At 69.7% G+C, this 17,864-nt stretch carries 12 protein-coding genes, 1 tRNA gene and 1 other RNA gene; 8 read left to right on the top strand and 6 right to left on the bottom strand.

The genetic code is table 11. The features are described from left to right. Nucleotides 1–28: 28 nt before the first annotated feature. Nucleotides 29–2,755: a pyruvate dehydrogenase (acetyl-transferring), homodimeric type gene (aceE, locus tag IFU19_RS04960; protein WP_055837128.1), complete on the bottom strand. Its 2,727-nt coding sequence runs from the start codon at nt 2,753–2,755 to the stop codon at nt 29–31. A 206-nt stretch (nt 2,756–2,961) separates the two neighbouring features. On the opposite strand from aceE, the gene IFU19_RS04955 reads away from it, so the two are divergent. Beyond that, nucleotides 2,962–3,657 carry a DUF1345 domain-containing protein gene (locus tag IFU19_RS04955; RefSeq protein ID WP_192013067.1) on the top strand — a complete coding sequence of 232 codons (696 nt, stop codon included), beginning with the start codon at nt 2,962–2,964 and terminating at the stop codon, nt 3,655–3,657. Nucleotides 3,658–3,663: 6 nt separating this feature from the next. On the opposite strand, the gene IFU19_RS04950 is transcribed toward IFU19_RS04955, so the two are convergent. Beyond that, nucleotides 3,664–3,736: transfer RNA gene (locus IFU19_RS04950), tRNA-Val, on the bottom strand. A 94-nt stretch (nt 3,737–3,830) separates the two neighbouring features. Here IFU19_RS04950 and IFU19_RS04945 point away from each other — a divergent pair. The 3 genes from IFU19_RS04945 (at nt 3,831) to rnpB (ending at nt 6,739) form a co-directional block, all read left to right on the top strand. Then, nucleotides 3,831–4,559, top strand: coding sequence for a zinc ribbon domain-containing protein (locus IFU19_RS04945; protein WP_055837130.1), 729 nt, complete (start codon nt 3,831–3,833; stop codon nt 4,557–4,559). Between the two features lie 15 nt (nt 4,560–4,574). Beyond that, nucleotides 4,575–6,281 (top strand): bifunctional 3'-5' exonuclease/DNA polymerase, encoded by a 1,707-nt coding sequence (locus tag IFU19_RS04940; RefSeq protein WP_192013066.1) that lies wholly within the window; start codon nt 4,575–4,577, stop codon nt 6,279–6,281. 85 nt (nt 6,282–6,366) lie between these two features. Beyond that, nucleotides 6,367–6,739: RNase P RNA component class A (gene rnpB, locus IFU19_RS04935), an RNA gene on the top strand. 1,030 nt (nt 6,740–7,769) lie between these two features. Here rnpB and IFU19_RS04930 read toward each other — a convergent pair. Beyond that, nucleotides 7,770–8,171: a DUF732 domain-containing protein gene (locus tag IFU19_RS04930; RefSeq protein WP_192013065.1), complete on the bottom strand. Its 402-nt coding sequence runs from the start codon at nt 8,169–8,171 to the stop codon at nt 7,770–7,772. Nucleotides 8,172–8,240: 69 nt separating this feature from the next. After that, nucleotides 8,241–9,026 carry a polyphosphate--glucose phosphotransferase gene (gene ppgK / locus IFU19_RS04925; RefSeq protein WP_055837137.1) on the bottom strand — a complete coding sequence of 262 codons (786 nt, stop codon included), beginning with the start codon at nt 9,024–9,026 and terminating at the stop codon, nt 8,241–8,243. A 97-nt stretch (nt 9,027–9,123) separates the two neighbouring features. On the opposite strand from ppgK, the gene IFU19_RS04920 reads away from it, so the two are divergent. Genes IFU19_RS04920 through IFU19_RS04910 form a run of 3 tightly spaced genes read left to right on the top strand, consistent with a single transcriptional unit; the run spans nt 9,124 to nt 13,702 of the window. Beyond that, nucleotides 9,124–9,333 carry a hypothetical protein gene (locus tag IFU19_RS04920; RefSeq protein ID WP_055837140.1) on the top strand — a complete coding sequence of 70 codons (210 nt, stop codon included), beginning with the start codon at nt 9,124–9,126 and terminating at the stop codon, nt 9,331–9,333. Nucleotides 9,334–9,359: 26 nt separating this feature from the next. Further along, nucleotides 9,360–10,700, top strand: a complete 1,341-nt coding sequence (glnA, locus tag IFU19_RS04915; RefSeq protein WP_055837906.1) for a type I glutamate--ammonia ligase — start codon at nt 9,360–9,362, stop codon at nt 10,698–10,700. A gap of 11 nt (nt 10,701–10,711) precedes the next feature. After that, nucleotides 10,712–13,702 (top strand): bifunctional [glutamine synthetase] adenylyltransferase/[glutamine synthetase]-adenylyl-L-tyrosine phosphorylase, encoded by a 2,991-nt coding sequence (locus IFU19_RS04910; RefSeq protein ID WP_192013064.1) that lies wholly within the window; start codon nt 10,712–10,714, stop codon nt 13,700–13,702. 54 nt (nt 13,703–13,756) lie between these two features. Here the strand turns inward: IFU19_RS04910 and IFU19_RS04905 are convergent, their stop codons facing one another. Next, entirely contained in the window at nt 13,757–15,451 is a 1,695-nt protein-coding gene (locus IFU19_RS04905) for a long-chain-fatty-acid--CoA ligase (protein WP_192013063.1), read from the bottom strand. A gap of 116 nt (nt 15,452–15,567) precedes the next feature. Here IFU19_RS04905 and IFU19_RS04900 point away from each other — a divergent pair, with 116 nt between their 5' ends. Next, nucleotides 15,568–15,879, top strand: coding sequence for a DUF2277 domain-containing protein (locus tag IFU19_RS04900; protein WP_070407963.1), 312 nt, complete (start codon nt 15,568–15,570; stop codon nt 15,877–15,879). Between the two features lie 74 nt (nt 15,880–15,953). Here the strand turns inward: IFU19_RS04900 and phoA are convergent, their stop codons facing one another. Further along, nucleotides 15,954–17,855, bottom strand: a complete 1,902-nt coding sequence (gene phoA / locus IFU19_RS04895) for an alkaline phosphatase (protein WP_192013062.1) — start codon at nt 17,853–17,855, stop codon at nt 15,954–15,956. Nucleotides 17,856–17,864 lie beyond the last annotated feature (9 nt).

Here is a 17,864-nt window from a genome sequence, read left to right as displayed (position 1 = left end):
GGTCCCGATCTCCGGATCGCTCACGCGATCAGGCCTCGCCACCCGCGTTACCGCTGGTGCCGGCGTTGACGTCGTGCAGTCGGTACTTCTCGATCGCCTGTCCGACGACGGCGCGATCGACCTTGCCCTCTTCGGCCAGCGCCTGCAGGGCGCGAACGGCGAGCGAGGGGCCGTCGATCTTGAAGAAGCGACGGGCCGCGGCGCGCGTGTCCGAGAAGCCGAAGCCGTCGGCACCGAGCGTCCAGTAGTTCTGCGGAACCCACTGGCGGATCTGGTCCTGGACGGCGTGCATCCAGTCGCTCACGGCGACGACCGGGCCCTCGGCCTCTTTCAGCTTGTCGGTGAGGTAGGCCACGCGGGGCTCCTCTTCGGGGTGCAGGAAGTTGTGCTCGTCGGCGGCCAGGCCGTCGCGGCGCAGCTCGGTCCACGAGGTGACCGACCACACGTCGGCGACCACGCCCCAGTCGTCCTTCAGCAGGCGCTGGGCCTCGTGCGCCCACGGCACACCGACACCCGACGCGAGGAGCTGCGTGCGGGGGCCATCGCCCTCGCCGGAGGAGATGTGGTGGATGCCGCGGACGATGCCGTCGACATCGACACCCTCGGGCTCGGCCGGCTGCACGTAGGGCTCGTTGTAGACCGTCATGTAGTACATGACGTTCGGGTCGGGGTGGTTGCCGCCGTACATGCGCTCGATACCCGAACGCACGATGTGCGAGATCTCGTAGCCGTAGGCGGGGTCGTACGACACGGTCGCCGGGTTGGTGGACGCCAGCAGCTGCGAGTGTCCGTCGGCGTGCTGCAGGCCCTCGCCCGTCAGCGTCGTGCGACCGGCGGTCGCGCCGATGATGAAGCCGCGCGCCATCTGGTCGCCCGCCGCCCACTGGGCGTCGCCCGTGCGCTGGAAGCCGAACATCGAGTAGAAGACGTAGACCGGGATGAGCGGCTCGCCGTGCGTGGAGTACGCCGTTCCCGCAGCGGTGAACGCCGCGAGAGCGCCGGCCTCGTTGATGCCGACGTGGATGATCTGCCCCTGCGGGCTCTCCTTGTACGCCAGCAGCAGCTCGCGGTCGACCGAGGTGTAGTGCTGGCCCTTGGGGTTGTAGATCTTCGCCGTCGGGAAGTACGCGTCCATACCGAACGTGCGCGCCTCGTCGGGGATGATCGGCACGATGCGGTGACCGAAGTCCTTCACCCGCAGCAGGTCCTTGAGCAGACGCACGAACGCCATGGTCGTGGCGATCTCCTGCGTGCCCGAGCCCTTCTTGGGCAGCGCGTACGCGGCATCGCCGGGCAGTTCCAGGCCGACGTGCGTCGTGCGACGCTCGGGCAGGAAGCCGCCGAGCGCGCGACGACGCTCGAGCATGTACTGGATCGTCTCGTCCTGCTCACCGGGGGTGTAGTACGGCGGCTGGTACGGGTTCTCTTCGAGCTGCGCGTCGGTGACCGGGATGTCCATCGCGTCGCGGAACGACTTGAGGTCGTCGAGCGTCAGCTTCTTCATCTGGTGCGTGGCGTTGCGGCCCTCGAAGTGGGGACCGAGGCCGTAGCCCTTGATGGTCTTGGCGAGGATGACCGTCGGCTGGCCCTTGTGCTCCTTGGCCGCCTTGAACGCGGCGAACACCTTGCGGTAGTCGTGGCCACCGCGCTTGAGGTTCCAGACCTGGTCGTCGGTGAAGTCCTTGACCAGCTCGAGGGCGCGGGGGTCGCGGCCGAAGAAGTTCTCGCGCACGTAGGCGCCGTTCTCGGCCTTGTAGGTCTGGTAGTCGCCGTCGGGGGTGCTGTTCATGAGGTTGAGCAGCGCGCCCTCGGTGTCGCGGGCGAGCAGGTCGTCCCACTCGCGGCCCCAGACGACCTTGATGACGTTCCAGCCGGCACCGCGGAAGAAGCTCTCGAGCTCCTGGATGATCTTGCCGTTGCCGCGGACGGGTCCGTCGAGGCGCTGGAGGTTGCAGTTGACGATGAACGTCAGGTTGTCGAGGCCCTCGTTGGCCGCGACCTGCAGCTGACCGCGGCTCTCGACCTCGTCCATCTCGCCGTCGCCGAGGTAGGCCCAGACGTGCGAGTCGCCCACGTCTTTGATGCCGCGGTTCGAGATGTACTTGTTCGACATCGCCTGGTAGATGGCGTTGATCGGGCCGAGACCCATCGAGACCGTCGGGAACTGCCAGAACTCCGGCATGAGACGGGGGTGCGGGTACGACGGGATGCCGTTGGGCGCCTGCGACTTCTCCTGGCGGAAGCCGTCGAGCTGCGCCTCGGTGAGGCGGCCCTCGAGGTAGGCGCGGGCGTAGGCACCGGGGGAGGCGTGGCCCTGGATGAAGATCTGGTCGCCGCCCGAGGGGTCGTCGAGACCGCGGAAGAAGTGGTTGAAACCGACTTCGTACAGGGCGGCCGACGAGGCGTAGGTCGAGATGTGCCCGCCGACACCGATCCCGGGGCGCTGAGCGCGGTGCACGGTGACCGCGGCGTTCCAGCGGATCCACTTGCGGTAGCGGCGTTCGAGCTCCTCATCACCGGGGAACTCGGGCTCGTTCTTGAGCGCGATGGTGTTGATGTAGTCGGTGGTCGGAACCATCGGCACATTGAGGTGCAGTTCCTTGGAGCCCTTGAGCAGGCTCAGCATGATCTCGCGGGCGCGAGCCGGACCCTTCGCCTGGACGAGCTGTCGCAGGGATTCCTGCCACTCCCCGGTCTCTTCCGGGTCGCTGTCCTGCGGCCCCTGCGAATACGGATCCTGGTCGTGAACAGTCACGGAAGACCTTTCGTCGTCTGGCAGGTCATGCCAGAGAATCGCCATAAAAGTGCGGCAACCCTTGTTCGCTCCGCACAATCAACCAGCGTCCAGCCTAGCGAGTCCCGACGACATCGGCTGTTCATGAAGACCGAGTCGACTCTCCCGGGTGCCCGGATGCCTCGATGTCGAGCATCCGCCATCGTGCAGAGGAATACCCTGAGCGCGTGAACACGCACGATCGCGCGGGATTCCGCACACGCCCCGAGCACCGGTGGCCCGTGCTGATCGCCCTCGGGGTGGGCACGGGGCTCTACGCCGTCCTCCCGAGCGACGCCTCCGGCATCCTGCGCTACGTGGTCGTGATCGCGGGTGTGCTGTGCGCGATCCCCATGGTGGTGACCAACCCGGCGCGGCTCACCCGGGAGTCACGCGTGGGGCGCGGTTTTGCCCTCGCCTTCACCACGGTGCTGCTGCTCGCGAACCAGGTGGCGCTCCTCTTGCTCGTCCAGCAGCTGCTGCGCGGAGAGGGGAGTGGGGCGACCACCCTGCTCGGCGCGGCGCAGGTGTGGGCGATCAACGTCATCGGTTACGCCGTCGTCTATTGGGAGATGGACCGCGGCGGTCCCATCGCCCGGCGCCGCGACGCGCGCGACGCCCTGCCCGCGGCGGACTTCCAGTTCCCCCAGGACTCCGACCGCGACGCGGTGAGCGAGGTGGCCCGCCGCTCGTCCGACGTCGAGGACTGGGCGCCCGGCTACGTGGACTACCTGTACTTCTCGGCATCCAACGCCATGGCCTTCAGCCCCACCGACGTGATGCCGCTGAGCAGCCGCGCGAAGGTGTTCATGATGGTGCAGGCCATCTCGGGGTTCATCCTGCTCGCTCTGGTGATCTCGCGCAGCGTGAACATCCTGAACTGAGTGCGGTGGGCCCTGCCGGGATCGAACCGACGACATCCACGGTGTAAACGTGGCGCTCTACCAGCTGAGCTAAAGGCCCGGGATGCCATGAGTCTACGAGCCTTCGCGCATCGGATGTGCATCGGCGGCGGCCGCGGCTACGGATGTCGGACCCCCGGGGTAGCGTGGGTCCTGTGAATGCCGATCCCGCCGACCAGCGCAAACTGCTCGATCTCGCCGATCTCGATGCCCGCATCCTCCGTGATCAGCACCTGTCGGCGAACCCTCCGCAGGCGCCGCGCGTGCGGGAGCTGCTGGCGCAGCGCGCGACGCTCTCGCAAGAGCTGTCGGCGCGGGCCAACGCGCGTGACGACATCACCGCAGAGATCGCGCGGCTCGAGTCCGACGTCGCCGTGGTCGACGCCCGCATCGCCCGCGACACCCAGCGTCTCGCCGCCGCGACCAACCCTAAGCAGGCGCAGGGCTTCGAGAGCGAGCTCACCTCCCTCAACCGCCGTAAGGGCGATCTCGAAGACATGGAGATCGCGCTCATGGAGCGCCTCGAGACGGCCGATGCCGCGATCGCCGAGCAAGAGACCGTGATCGCCGAGACCAACGCCCTCGGCGCCGAGCTCAGCGCCGAGGCCAAGACCGTCGTCGCCGACGCCACGACGCGTCTCGAAGGTGCCCGCCGCGACCGTGACGCCGTCGCGGCCTCGGTCCCCGCCGCGCTCCTCGCGCTCTACGAACGCCTCGCCTCGCGCGGCAACGGCGCGGGCCTGCTCCGCGCCGGCGCCTGCGAAGCCTGCCGCATGGTGATCCCGCCGAGCGACATCGCGACGATCCGACGCGCGCAGACCGACGACGTCGTGTTCTGCCCCGAGTGCGGCGCCATCCTCGTCCGCACCGAAGAATCGCGGTGACCCCCGCCGACGTCCGTGGCGTCTGACACGGTCGTCGTCGGACGCGCGGTCTCGGGAAAGATCGCCCTGATCGACCTCGATGCCGGAGCGGCACCGGTCCGCACGACCGAGGTCGCCCGAGACGCGCTGGCCGCCACCATCGCCGCGCGTGAGGCGGCCGGCGACATCCGGTGGATCTGGTCCGACACGCCCACCTGGTACGGACCGCTCCTGACCGGGGGAGTGCGGGTCGCACGAGCGTGGGACCTCCGGCTCGTACACGTCCTCCTCCGCGACGCCGCGGCGATCGACGCCGACCACAGCCTGCGCGATGCGCGTCACTGGGATGCCGCCGCCGCGGCCCCCGAGAGCGGTGACACGCTCTTCGACCTCGGCGACGCGGCATCCGGTCTGCCCGACACCGCCGTCGAAGCGCTGGCGGAGTACCGGCGTCAGCGCGCGGCCATCGACGGCTCACCGGGGGCGGGGTCGCTCCGGCTGCTCTGCGCCGCCGAATCCGCCGGAGCGCTCATCGCCGTCGAGTTGCACGCCGTCGGTGTGCCGTGGAGCGTCGAGACGCACGAGCGGATCCTGCACGACGAGCTCGGCCCCCGGCACGGTGGCGGCCTGCCCGCCCGCATCGAGCAGACCGCGGCGGCGGTGCGCGCGGCCCTCGGCGATCCCTCGGTGTCGCTGGACTCCCACCCGCGTCTGCTGCGGTCGCTGCACCGCGCCGGTCTGCTCGTCGAATCGACAAGTCGGTGGGAGCTGAGCGAGCACGACCATCCGGTGGTCGCCCCGCTCATCGCGTACAAGAAGCAGATGCGGCTCTACACGGCGAACGGCTGGGCCTGGCTGGCCGAGTGGGTGCGCGACGGACGTTTCCGCCCCGTCTACGTGCCCGGCGGCGTCGTCACCGGAAGGTGGGCGTCGTCGGGCGGCGGCGCTCTGCAGATCCCCCGGCAATTGCGCACCGCCGTGCGGGCAGACCCCGGCTGGACGCTCGTGACGGCCGACGTCGCGCAGCTCGAACCGCGGGTGCTCGCGGCCATGGCGCGGGACACGGCGCTGGCCGAGGCGGCATCCGGTCGCGACCTGTACGCGGGCATCGTCGACACCGGGGCCGTGGCCAGCCGCCCCGAGGCCAAGCTCGCGATGCTGGGGGCGATGTACGGCGCCACCACGGGAGAGAGCGGTCGTCTGCTGCCGCGCCTGCGGCGGACCTTCCCCCGCGCCATGCGCCTCGTCGACGACGCCGCGCGCACGGGAGAAGACGGCGGGCTCGTGCACACCTGGCTCGGGCGCACGTCACCCACGGCGGGCGAGGACTGGCGAGCGGTGCAGTCCCGTGCGAGCGATGCCGAGGCATCGGGGGTCGACGAGACCCGGGCCCGGCGCTCCGCTCGGGACCGCGGACGCTTCACCCGTAACTTCGTCGTGCAGGGCACCGCGGCGGAGTGGGCGTTGGCCTGGCTCGCCGACCTGCGCGCGCGCCTGGCGACGATCCCCGCGGTGGATGCCGCCGACGCGGCGCCCGCGTCGGGCCCGGTCTTCGATCGGGTGCCGCACCTGGCGTTCTTCCTGCACGACGAGATCGTCGTCCACACCCCGGCCGTGCACGCCGATGCGGTTGCCGACGCCGTTCGTGCCTCCGCCGCGTCGGCGGGGCGACTGCTCTTCGGCGCATTCCCCATCGACTTCCCGCTCGATCTGCGCATCTCGGAGACGGCCGAGAAGGGCTGAGCCATCGCCCGGATCGCCCGGGGTCGGCCCGACCGAGGCGGCGGCGGGGCGACGGCGGACCCGCCGGTAGACTGAATGACGCGAATGGGTCGGCTGGACGGTCGCGTCACGGGTTCGCCCGTGCCGAGGAACGTCCGGGCTCCACAGGGCAGGACGGTGGGTAACGCCCACCCGGAGCAATCCGCGAGACAGTGCCACAGAGAGTAGACCGCCCGCACCACGCTCGTCGTGGGAGCGGGTAAGGGTGAAAGGGTGGTGTAAGAGACCACCGGGGTCGTGGTGACACGACCCGCGAGGTAAACCTCGTCCGGAGCAAGGCCAGACAGGGGATGTTGACGCGGCTCGCCGAGTCCCCGGGTAGGCCGCTGGAGTGGCACGGCAACGTGTCGCCGAGAGAGATGACCGTCCACGGGGCTTCGGCCCCCGGACAGAACCCGGCGTACAGGCCGGCCCATTCGCCCTATTCCCCGTGACCTGCGGTTTCCTCAGACGACACCGTTTGCATTCCGCAGAGAGTCCGCGCGAGCGCCGAGAACGCTGCCCACGGATTCCTGCGTCCGATCGTCGGAGTCCGCCCACATGTGGCCGTAGGTGTTGAGAGACTCGGTCGCGGACTTGTGCCCGAGACGCCCCTGCACGGTCTTGACGCTCTCGCCGTACCGGATGAGCAGGCTCGCGTAGTAGTGCCGGAGAGCATGGTTTCACGCCCAGGCGGGAATCCACGCAACCGCTACGAACGCAACGGGACCAGCCAAAAGCACCAGCGCAACTCCCGCTCCTACCGCCCAAGACCACCGACGAAACAACGTGACGGACGCGATGAGCGCGACCGCAAACGTCAACCCCAGTACCACCGTCGATACGGTGGCCGCAGCAAGCCGATCGCTGACGAAGCAGTTTCGTGGCCCGGGGTAGGTGAGGACGCATACCTCCGGTCCCGTGGGCACGGCAACGGACCAGATCAGCAGGACAGCGGCGACTGCGCACAGAACCATGATCGACGTCCCAACAATCAGGCTCGGCGCGGTTCGTTCTGCAGTCAGCTTTCCATCGCGGACGCCCATACGCTGATCGTACGAGTGCATTGACTCGCCCGGCGTGCTCCATGCCCCTTCGACCCGCGCCGCTACTAGTTTCTTGTCGCGTATCGAAAAATGCCAACATTGCGCCGGGTAAGGGGTCGTACCACCGGAACCTCGCGCTCTTACCCTGCTCGCCGTGCTCGGCGCGATGTACGGTGCCGCCACCGGCGAGAGCGGTCGCCTGCTGCGTGCAGGCCGGCCCATTCGCACCCCACACTGCGCCCAAGCGATGTCCTGCTCGGGAGCGGCGTGAATCACCGGGTCGAACCGGGCCGCCACTCGAACGGGCGCGCGTCGTGGTTTCAGCCGCAGACGGAGCTTCGTGCCGCTCGTCGGATGGCGCGAATGTCGTCGCCGTCCGACACCCGGGCATCGCCGACGCGAGCGCCCGCGGCCCGGACCGCCGTCACCCGCAGAGTGCGACGGACGCCGCGTCGACGATGGCGGTGGCGTCGTCGCTACCCGCCTTCACCGTCCGCCCCGCCAGCGTGAGAGCGATGTCGTCGTCGTCGATTCCCTGGGCGAGCTGGTCGCAGGCGGACTGCCCGGCGGCGAGCAGGTCGGCGTCGGTGGCGGAGAGGAGGACGCTGTCGGCCGCGCCGCCGTCTCGGATCTCGCTCAGGTAAGCAGTCTCGTCCCGCGGGGCATCGGTCGCGTCTCCGCCGACGACGATGGTGGAATCCCCGTTGGTGAACGTTCCCGACTGCCCGGGGGTGATGGTGATCGTCTCGGACGCCGTCTCGCTGGTACAGCCCGCGAGGAGCACGAGAGAGAGGAAGACGGCGGCAAGGGCGAGGGGGCGCTTCATGCCGTCACCCTATCGACCCTGACATTCACCTGGGAGCTCGACCCGGCGTCAAGCTCAGCCGCGAAACGGCTACTTGATGGCGGGCAGCGCCTCGGGCACGGCCACCGCGAGCGAGGCCGCACCGATGATGCCGGCGTTGTTGCGGTGCTTCGCGGGCACGATGGGCGCGCGCAGCTTCAGCAGCGGCAGGAAGTTCTCGGAGTGCTTCGAAACCCCACCGCCGACGACGATCAGGTCGGGGCTGAAGAGAAACTCGACGTAGTCGTAGTACCACTGCAGACGCTTCGCCCACTTGTCCCACGACAGCTCCTCGCGCTCCATCGCCGAGTAGGCGGCGAAGTGCTCCGCGTCCTTCTTGTGCCCGGCGCGCTGCAGGTGGCCCAGCTCGCTGTTCGGCACGAGCACGCCGTCGTAGATCATGGCCGAGCCGATGCCCGTGCCGAGGGTGGTGAGGATGACGAGACCGTCGACGCCCTTCGCGGCGCCGTAGCGCACCTCGGCGATACCGGCCACGTCGGCGTCGTTGGCGAAGTGGATGCCGCGCGACAGCCCGTCTTCGAAGAACTTCTCGGCCTCGAAGCCGATCCACGACGACGACACGTTGGCGGCCGACAGCGTCTTGCCGCTCTTCACGATCGCCGGGAAGGCGACGCCGAGAGGCAGATCGGCCGGGGCTTCGAGGGTGTCGAGCACCTGGCGCACCGCGGCCAGCACGTCGGCGGGTTCCGCCCCCGCGGGGGTGGCGACCTTCACCCGATCGCTGACGAGTTCGCCGGCATCGAGGTCGACGATCCCCGCCTTGATGCCGGTTCCGCCGATGTCCACTCCGACCGCACGCGATGCATTCGTTGCCATACCCCCCAGCCTATCCAGGCGCACGGTCGGGATCAGTAGGATCGGGGGAGCACCGGCGGTTCCGCGCCGAGACGCGATACCCACCGAAGGAGCCATCGTGAGCGACGAGAGCAACAAGTACTGGTACAACCTCGAGACCAAGCAGGTCGAGCAGGGCTTCGCCTCTCCGATGGCCGACCGCGCCGGCCCCTTCGACACCGCCGAAGAAGCCGAACGTGCGCCCGAGATCCTGCGCCAGCGCTCCGAGAAGTGGGATGACGACGACGCCCGCGACGCGGACTGGGGCTCCGACGGCGTCAAGGCCTGACAGCCTTACCGAAACGAGGGATGACGATGGACAAGCAGCGCGATTTCGTCCTGCGGACGATCGAAGAACGGGGCGTGAAGTTCGTCCGCCTCTGGTTCACCGACGTGGTGGGAACGCTCAAGTCGGTGGCGATCGCCCCCGCTGAGGTGGAGGGGGCCTTCACCGAGGGCCTGGGCTTCGACGGATCGGCGATCGAGGGGCTGACGCGTTCCTACGAGTCCGACCTGCTCGCGCACCCCGATCCCACGACCTTCCAGATCCTGCCGTGGCGCGGCGAGATCGACCCGACGGCGCGCATGTTCTGCGACATCACCACGCCCGACGGACAACCGGCCGTCGCCGACCCCCGCCACGTGCTCAAGCGCACGCTGGCGAAGGCCGCCGACGCGGGGTTCACGTTCTACACGCACCCCGAGATCGAGTTCTACCTGCTCAAGTCGTCGCAGCTCGGTGCGGATGGGCGCCCGCAGCCGGTCGATTCGGCGGGCTACTTCGACAACGTCCCGGGTGGGACGGCGCACGACTTCCGTCGTCGCTCGGTGCGCATGCTCGAAGACCTCGGCATCTCGGTCGAGTTCAGCCACCACGAGGGTGGTCCCGGGCAGAACGAGATCGATCTGCGGTACGCCGACGCCCTCACCACGGCCGACAACATCATGACGTTCCGCACGGTGGTGAAAGAGGTCGCCATCGAGCAGGGCGTGTACGCGACCTTCATGCCGAAGCCCATCAGCGGCCAGCCCGGCAGCGGCATGCACACCCACCTGTCGCTGTTCGAGGGCGACATGAACGCCTTCTACGAAGAGGGCTCGCAGTACCAGCTGTCGAAGGTCGGCCGTCACTTCATCGCCGGCCTGCTGCGCCACGCGAACGAGATCTCGGCCGTCACCAACCAGTTCGTCAACTCGTACAAGCGCCTCTGGGGCGGCGACGAGGCTCCGAGCTTCATCTGCTGGGGTCACAACAACCGTTCGGCCCTCGTGCGCGTTCCGCTGTACAAGCCCAACAAGGGGCAGTCAACGCGGGTCGAGTACCGCGCGCTCGACTCCGCGGCGAACCCGTACCTGTCGTACGCGCTCATGCTCGCGGCCGGGCTCAAGGGCATCGAGCAGGAGTACGAGCTGCCGGCCGAGGCCGAAGACAACGTCTGGTCGCTCACCGATGCGGAGCGTCGCGCCCTGGGTTACGCGCCGCTGCCGGCGAGCCTCGACCACGCTCTCGAGTACCTCGAGGAGTCCGAGCTCGTGGCCGAGACGCTGGGGGAGCAGGTCTTCAAGTACGTGCTGCTCAACAAGCGACGCGAGTGGCAGCAGTACCGCGCCCAGGTCACGCCGTTCGAGCTCGAGAGCAACCTCGAAGCGCTCTGACGGAAGCCGCCATGACCTCAGGTGACCGCACGACCGCGCTCACCGCACTCGCCCGCACCGGATTCTCGCAGCTCGCCGAAGCAGACACCCTGCTCGGCGAGCTCGCGGAGCTGGTGGGCGTGGAGCGGGCCGGCGCCATGCAGCTCGCCCAGCGCGTGGCCGATCCCGATCGCGCCCTGTGGGCGATCGTGCAGGTGGCGCGCCGCGACGCCGACGCGGTGCGCGGTGCGGCGGGCGATCCGGGCGCGTGGCGGGCCCTGTGGGACATCGTCGGCGCCTCCGACGGGTTCGCGGAGTTCTACCTGCGTCATCCCGACGAACTGCGTCACCTCTCGGGTGCGGGTCTGACCCTGCCCGACGAGCCGACCATGCGGGCCGAGCTGCTGGCATCCGTCGGCGACGTCGAGGGTTTCGCGACGGATACCTCGGATGCCGCCTGGGTCGCGCTCCGCGTGCGATACCGGCGTCTTCTGGCGCGCATCGCCGCCTACGACCTCGGTCAAGACGATCCCGCCGGCGCGATCGACATCGTCTCGGCCTCGCTCGCCGACTTGGCCGGCGCCGCCCTCGAGGCATCGTTGAGCGTGGCGCGCGGCCGCGTGAGCGGCACGGGCCCGGCGGCGTTCCCGAGGGCGCAGGTCGAGGCCACCCGATTCGCGATCATCGCGATGGGCAAGACCGGCGCCCGTGAACTCAACTACGTCAGCGACGTCGACGTGATCTTCGTCGGCGGCTCCGCCGACGAAGACATCGTCACCGAAGCGCGCGCCATCGACATCGGCACACGCCTCGCCGTGCAGACGATGCGGGGCATCTCGGGGCCCGAGATCGAACCGCCCCTGTGGGAGGTCGACCCCAACCTGCGCCCCGAGGGCAAGCAGGGCGCTCTCGTGCGCAGCCTCGCCTCTCACGAGCAGTACTACGCCCGCTGGGCCAAGAGCTGGGAGTTCCAGGCGCTGCTGAAGGCGCGCCCGCTCGCGGGCGATGCCACCCTCGGCGCCGAGTACGTCGCCGCGGTGCAGCCGCTCGTCTGGCACAGCGCCGCGCGCGAGAACTTCGTCGAGGGCGTGCAGCGCATGCGCGAGCGGGTCACCGACCACATCCCGGCCAGCGAGGTGAACCGCCAACTCAAGCTCGGTCCCGGCGGCATCCGCGACGTGGAGTTCACCGTGCAGCTGCTGCAGCTCGTGCACGGCCTGACCGACGAGCGCATCCGTCAGCGCGGCACGCTCGACGCCCTCGACGCCCTCGTCGCCGAGGGGTACATCGGCCGCTCCGAGGCCGAGGCGTTCGGCCGCGACTATCGCCTGCTGCGTCTACTCGAGCACCGCTTGCAGTTGCGCGGCCTGCGCCGTACCGCTCTGCTGCCCGAGAAGGACGACGACCTGCGGGTCCTCGCGCGCGCGTCTCGGCTGGCCGACTCGGCCTCCGGGGTACAGACGGTGTGGGAGGGCATCAAGCGCGAGGTGCGCGACATCCACGTGCGCCTGTTCTACCGCCCGCTGCTGTCGGCGGTGGCGGCGCTGCCCGAGGGCGAGCGCACCCTGTCGACCGAGCAGGCGCGTGATCGTCTCGCGGCCATCGGCTTCCGCGACCCGGCCGGCGCCCTGCGTCACATCGCCGCCCTCACCAGCGGACTGAGCCGCAAGTCGACCATCCAGCGGCACCTCATGCCGATCATGATCCGGTGGTTCGCCGACGGCGTGGATCCCGACCACGGCCTCCTCGTCTTCCGCCGCATCAGCGAACGCCTCGGCAACACGCCCTGGTTCCTGCGCATGCTGCGCGACTCCGCCGGCGCCGCCGAGAGCCTCACTCGCGTGCTCTCGGGCTCGCGATACATCGGCGAGTTGATGGAGTGGATCCCCGAGTCGGTCGCATGGCTCGACGACGACGCGTTGCTGCGGCCCCGCTCCGGCAAGGCTCTCGAAGAAGAGGCGCGGGCGATTCAGACGCGCTGGCAGAACATCGACGACGCGATGCGCTCGGTGCGTGCGCTGCGACGCCGCGAGATGCTGCGCGTGGCGATGGCGGCCGTGCTCGGCACAGTCTCGCTCGAGGAGCTGTCCGACGCGCTGTCGACGATCACCGAGGTCACGATCCAGGCGACCCTGCGGGCCGTGCGACGCGTGGTCGTTCCCCCCGAAGACGACGACCTCGATTTCGCGGTCATCGCCATGGGGCGCTTCGGCGGGCGCGAGATCGGCTTCGGCTCCGACGCCGACGTGATGTACGTCTACCGTTCGAACGGCGTCGATCCGCAGCGGGCCGGCACCCTGGCTCTCAAGCTCGTTGCGGGCCTGCGCGAGCACTCCGAAGACCACAGACTGCCGCTCGACCTCGACGCCGAGCTGCGTCCCGAGGGGCGGAGCGGACCGCTGGTCCGCTCGATCGAGTCCTACGCCGAGTACTACCGGCGCTGGTCGCTGTCGTGGGAGGCCCAAGCGCTGTTGCGGGCCCGTGGCGTCGCGGGCAGCGTCAAGCTCATCAACGCGTTCATGGAGCTGGCCGATGAGGTGCGTTACCCCGTCACCGCCGATGAGAACGGCCTGCGCGAGATCCGGCGCATCAAAGCCCGCGTCGAGAACGAGCGCCTCCCGCAGGGCGCCGATCCCGCGCGCCATCTCAAGCTCGGTCCGGGTTCGCTGAGCGACGTCGAGTGGCTCGTGCAACTGCTGCAGCTGCAGCACGCGCGCACCGTTCCGGGAATGCGCACCACCTCGACGCTGGGGGCTCTCGAGGCCGCCGTCGAGGCGGGAATCGTCGAGCCCGACGCTGCCGAGAAACTCGCGGCCGCGTGGCATCTCGCCAGTCGCCTGCGCTCGGCCAACACCCTGCTGTCGGGACAGACCAGCAACGTGCTTCCCACGGACCGCCTGCGACTCGACGGGATCGGACGCATCCTCGAGTACGCCCCGCGCTCCGCGACGCAGGTCGAAGAGGACTACCTCGGCGCCACGCGACGCGCCCGCCGCGTGTTCGACAAGCTGTTCTACGGCTGACGCGAGGGGCGTGGGGGGTGCCGACGGCTCGACGCCGTGGCATCCCTCCGGCCGTCAGGCCATCAGGCGCTCGCGCACCTCTCGCCGCTGCACCTTGCCGATGAGCGAACGTGGCAGGTCGTCGACGACGACGATCCGACGCGGCACCTTGTAGTCGGCCAGTCGCGTCTTGCAGTAGTCGCGCACGGCGTCGGGAGCGATCTCGACCCCGTCGCGCACGACGATCGCCGCCGCCACGTCTTCGCCGCCGCGCGCCTTGGGCAGGCCGACGACCGCGGCCCCCTCGATGTCGGGGTGCGAAGTGAGCACGTCTTCGACCTCGCTGGGGGCGACGTTGAAGCCACCGGTGATGATGATCTCTTTCAGGCGATCGACGATCGTGACGAACCCGTCGGGCGAGACCGAGGCGATGTCACCCGTGCGCAGCCACCCCCCGTCGAGCAGCGTCGCCGCGGAGTCGGTGGGGCGGTTCCAGTACCCCTGGAACACCTGCGGGCCGCGGAGCAGCAGCTCGCCCGTCTCGCCGAGCGGCAGATCGTGCGACGGGTTCTCGGGGTCGACCACGCGGATGTCGGTGCTGGGGAACGGCACGCCCACCGTTCCCGGCCGCCGTGAGGGACCGATCGGGTTGCCGAGCGCGACCGGTGAGGACTCCGTCATCCCGTACCCCTCGACGAGCAGACCGCCGGTGGTCGCCTCCCAGCGGTCGACGGTGGCGACGGGCAGGCTCATCGCCCCCGAGATCGCGAAGCGCACGGTCGAGAGGTCGATGGTGCCGCGCGCTCCGGCTCGCGCGAGCTGGTCGTAGATCGGCGGCACCGCCGGCAGGAAGGTCGGCGGGCTCTTCTTCGCCGCGGATGCCACGAGCTCGAGGTCGTACTTCGGGAACAGCACCAGCTTCGCGCCGATGCTCATCGCGAACGTCAGGCAGAGCGTCAGACCGTACGCGTGGAAAAGGGGGAGGACGCCGTAGAAGGTCTCTTCGCCATCGCGCAGACCGGGCACCCACGCCCGACCCTGCATGGCGTTGGCGCGCAGGTTGCGGTGCGTGAGCACCGCGCCCTTCGGAGTACCGGTCGTCCCGCTGGTGTACTGCAGCAGCGCGATGTCATCGAGAACGGGGCCGCGGTGCTTGCGCGACAGCGTGCCGTGCGTGAGCACCTTCTCCCACGCGACGGCGCGCTTCGACTGCGGCGTGGCGGTGAGTTGCGCCCGCGCGGCGCGGGCCTTGGCGACCGGCAGGCGCAGAGCCACCCGCTTGCCGAGGGGGAACGCCGCGGTGATGTCGACGCTCACGATGTGCTCGAGAGCCAGGTCGGAGGGGAACTCGGCGACCGTGTCGACGAGCTTGTCCCACACGATCGCGAAGCGCGCACCGTGATCCTCGAACTGGTGACGCAGCTCGCGCGGGGTGTAGATCGGGTTGTGCTCGATCACGATGGCCCCCAGCCGCAGCGCGGCGTAGAAAGCCACCACGTGCTGCGGACAGTTCGGCAGGACCAGGGCCACCCGGTCGCCGGCGCGCACACCGAGACGACGCAGGCCCTCGGCCGCCCGTTCGACCTGCGCGCCCAGGTCTCGGTACGTGGTCGTCGCTCCGAAGAACTCCAGCGCCGTCTGCGCGCCGTACCGCGTCACCGCGGCGGCCAGCATCTCGGACAGGGTCTGCGACGGTTCGTCGATCTCGTGCGGCACACCCTCGGCGTAGGAGCTCAACCACGGACGCGAGGCGTAGGGGAAGGTCGACATGTTTCCATCCTTCCGTGCCCCACCAATATGGCCGCGCACCTTGACCTGGGGGGATGCCGGGAACTCGACCGACGCGAATCTTCCGCCCACCGGCGTCGCGGCCTACCCTTTCGGGCATGTGCCGCAACATCGTTCCCCTGCACAACTTCACCCCACCCGCCACCGACGACGAGTGCCACGACGCCGCGCTGCAGTTCGTGCGCAAGATCGTGGGCACGACGAAGCCTTCACGGGCCAATCAGGAGGTGTTCGATCGCGCGGTGGGCGAGGTCGCGGCATCCGTTCGCCACCTGCTCGACGAACTCGTGACGAACGCCCCGCCGAAAGTGCGCGAGGACGAGGCCGCCAAGCGGCAGGCACGCTCGGCGGAGCGCTACGAGGCGATTCGGGTGTTCCAGGCGCAGAAACGCAGCGAGCGCGCCGGCTGAGCCCGAGACCGTCGGCCGAACGCGACGACGCCCGCCCCCGCGAAGCGGTGGGGACGGGCGTCGACGACTCGGGCTCAGACGAATTCGGTGTGACGGCGACGACGCGCGCGCAGGTACGCACCGGTGGCGAGCAGGCCCACCGCGAGGACCGCTGCGCCGAGGGGGAGTGCCGCGCCGGTCGACGCGAGCGGACCACCGTTGCCCGCTGCTCCGCCACCACCGCCGGCACCCGCCGACGACGACGGGGTCGGGCTCGGGGCGATCGGGGGAACCGGGGCGGCGGCGGCCGAGACGGTCACCGTCGCGGTCTTCAGCACGCCCGTCTGCGCACCGCGCACGGCGATCTCGAATGCGCCCTCGGTGGTCGGGGCGGTCGTCTCGAAGCGCGCCGCACCCCGCAGGGCGTCGCGCTGGCCGAGAGCCGTGGAGTCCCCGGCGGAACCGACCAGTTGCCAGTCAGCCGAGAAGCCCTCGGCGGACACCGTGATCGTGTCTCCGGGGCGCACCTCGGCCGGCACCGAGATCGACGCGTTCGCACTGAGCGAGGCGAGATCGGGTGAGAGGGCGAGACCGTTCGCCGCGGTGAAGAACAGGTCGGTCTGGTCGGTCAGGCCCACGACGTTCGCCGCCTCGGGGCCGTAGCCCGCGATGCGCACCTGAGTGCCGGTGTGCTGCTGCGACTCGCCTGGCGCCGACGTGCCGTACGCCACGATCATCGGCTGGCCGTCGGCCGTCAGCAGGTGGGTGTTCAGGCCGGGGATCGCCGAACCGACGATCTGGCTCGTGTGCGCGTGGTCGGCGGTCACCACGACCAGGGTGTCACCCTGGGTGCGGGCGAAGTCCAGCGCGACCTGAACGGCCTCGTCGAGGTCGACGGTCTCGCCGATCTGACCGCAGGCGTTCGCGGCGTGATCCTGCTTGTCGATGCTCGCGCCCTCCACCTGCAGGAAGAAGCCGTCGTCGCCGTCGAGCAGGTCGATCGCCTTGGAGGTCAGGGATGCCAGCGACAAGCCGGTCGCCAGACGCTCGGGGTTCTCGGCGCACGACGTCGGGGCGGGCAGCTCTCCGCCCGCGGTGAGGTCGGTCGCCTCCGGTCCCGACCAGCGCACCGGGAAGTTCCCCTCGGTGAACAGGCCCAGCAGGGGCTGGTCGGCATCCGCGACGGTGACAGCGTCGAGAGCCGCCGCGTCGTCGACGAGCGTGTACCCGCGGTCCTCCGCCTGGGCGAAGAGCGTCTCGCCCTCCCACGGACCGGCTTTCGCGGTCTGCGCGAAGCTCGCCGAGCCTCCACCGAGGGTGACGTCGGGACGCACGTTCAGCAGCTGCTCGCTGATCGAGCCGAGCCCGCCGTTCTCCAACGCTTCCGTCGCACACTTCTCCGACGTCTGGTCGGGGCCGTAGCATCCGCGTGCCGAGATGTGCGAGATCTGCGCGCCGGGGGTGGCATCCTGGATCTCCGCCGTCGACACGTTGCCGGTCTTCAGACCGTTCGCCTTCGCGATCTCGAGCAGGGTCGACTGCGCCGTGTTCTGGTAGTCGACGCTCAGCCGACCGTTGACCGTCTTCGTCCCGGTCGCCCAGGCACTGGCCGTCGACGCCGACTCCGACGCGTAGTTCGGCTGTCCCTCCTCGTTGACCGAGTAGGTCGTGTACTGCCCGGTGAGCGGGAGGGCGTCGATCCCGGCGAAGCGTCCGCCCGCGCCTTCCGCGTAGTTGCGCGCCACGGTGATCTCGGAGTCACCCATCCCATCGCCGATGAGCAGGATGACGTTCTTGGCCGGCCCGTCGACGAGCGACGCACGAAGCGCCTCGGTCATGTCACCGTCGTTCCGAGCGGCGCCGCCGTGCTCGGTGATGTCGCCGGGGGTGGAGGCGAGGGCCGGAACGGCCACGAGCGCCACGGAGGTCGAGGCGGTCAGCGCCACCGCAACGGCCGCGACGGCCGTTCGGAGACGCCGGGAAGTACGTGAGTGCATGGGGGATCC

Origin of the sequence: Microbacterium sp. CFBP 8794 (assembly GCF_014841235.1) — a bacterium.
Taxonomy (GTDB): Bacteria; Actinomycetota; Actinomycetes; order Actinomycetales; family Microbacteriaceae; genus Microbacterium.
The sequence above is the reverse complement of the archived record's forward strand: the minus strand, read 5'-3'. Positions and strand labels throughout refer to the sequence as shown.

Coding starts and splice junctions, on each gene's coding strand:
- phoA (WP_192013062.1), bottom strand. CDS start 17,855: ATGCACTCACGTACTTCCCGGCGTCTCCGAACGGCCGTCGCGGCCGTT.
- IFU19_RS04905 (WP_192013063.1), bottom strand. CDS start 15,451: ATGTCGACCTTCCCCTACGCCTCGCGTCCGTGGTTGAGCTCCTACGCC.
- IFU19_RS04930 (WP_192013065.1), bottom strand. CDS start 8,171: ATGAAGCGCCCCCTCGCCCTTGCCGCCGTCTTCCTCTCTCTCGTGCTC.
- ppgK (WP_055837137.1), bottom strand. CDS start 9,026: ATGGCAACGAATGCATCGCGTGCGGTCGGAGTGGACATCGGCGGAACC.
- IFU19_RS04910 (WP_192013064.1), top strand. CDS start 10,712: ATGACCTCAGGTGACCGCACGACCGCGCTCACCGCACTCGCCCGCACC.
- glnA (WP_055837906.1), top strand. CDS start 9,360: ATGGACAAGCAGCGCGATTTCGTCCTGCGGACGATCGAAGAACGGGGC.
- IFU19_RS04900 (WP_070407963.1), top strand. CDS start 15,568: ATGTGCCGCAACATCGTTCCCCTGCACAACTTCACCCCACCCGCCACC.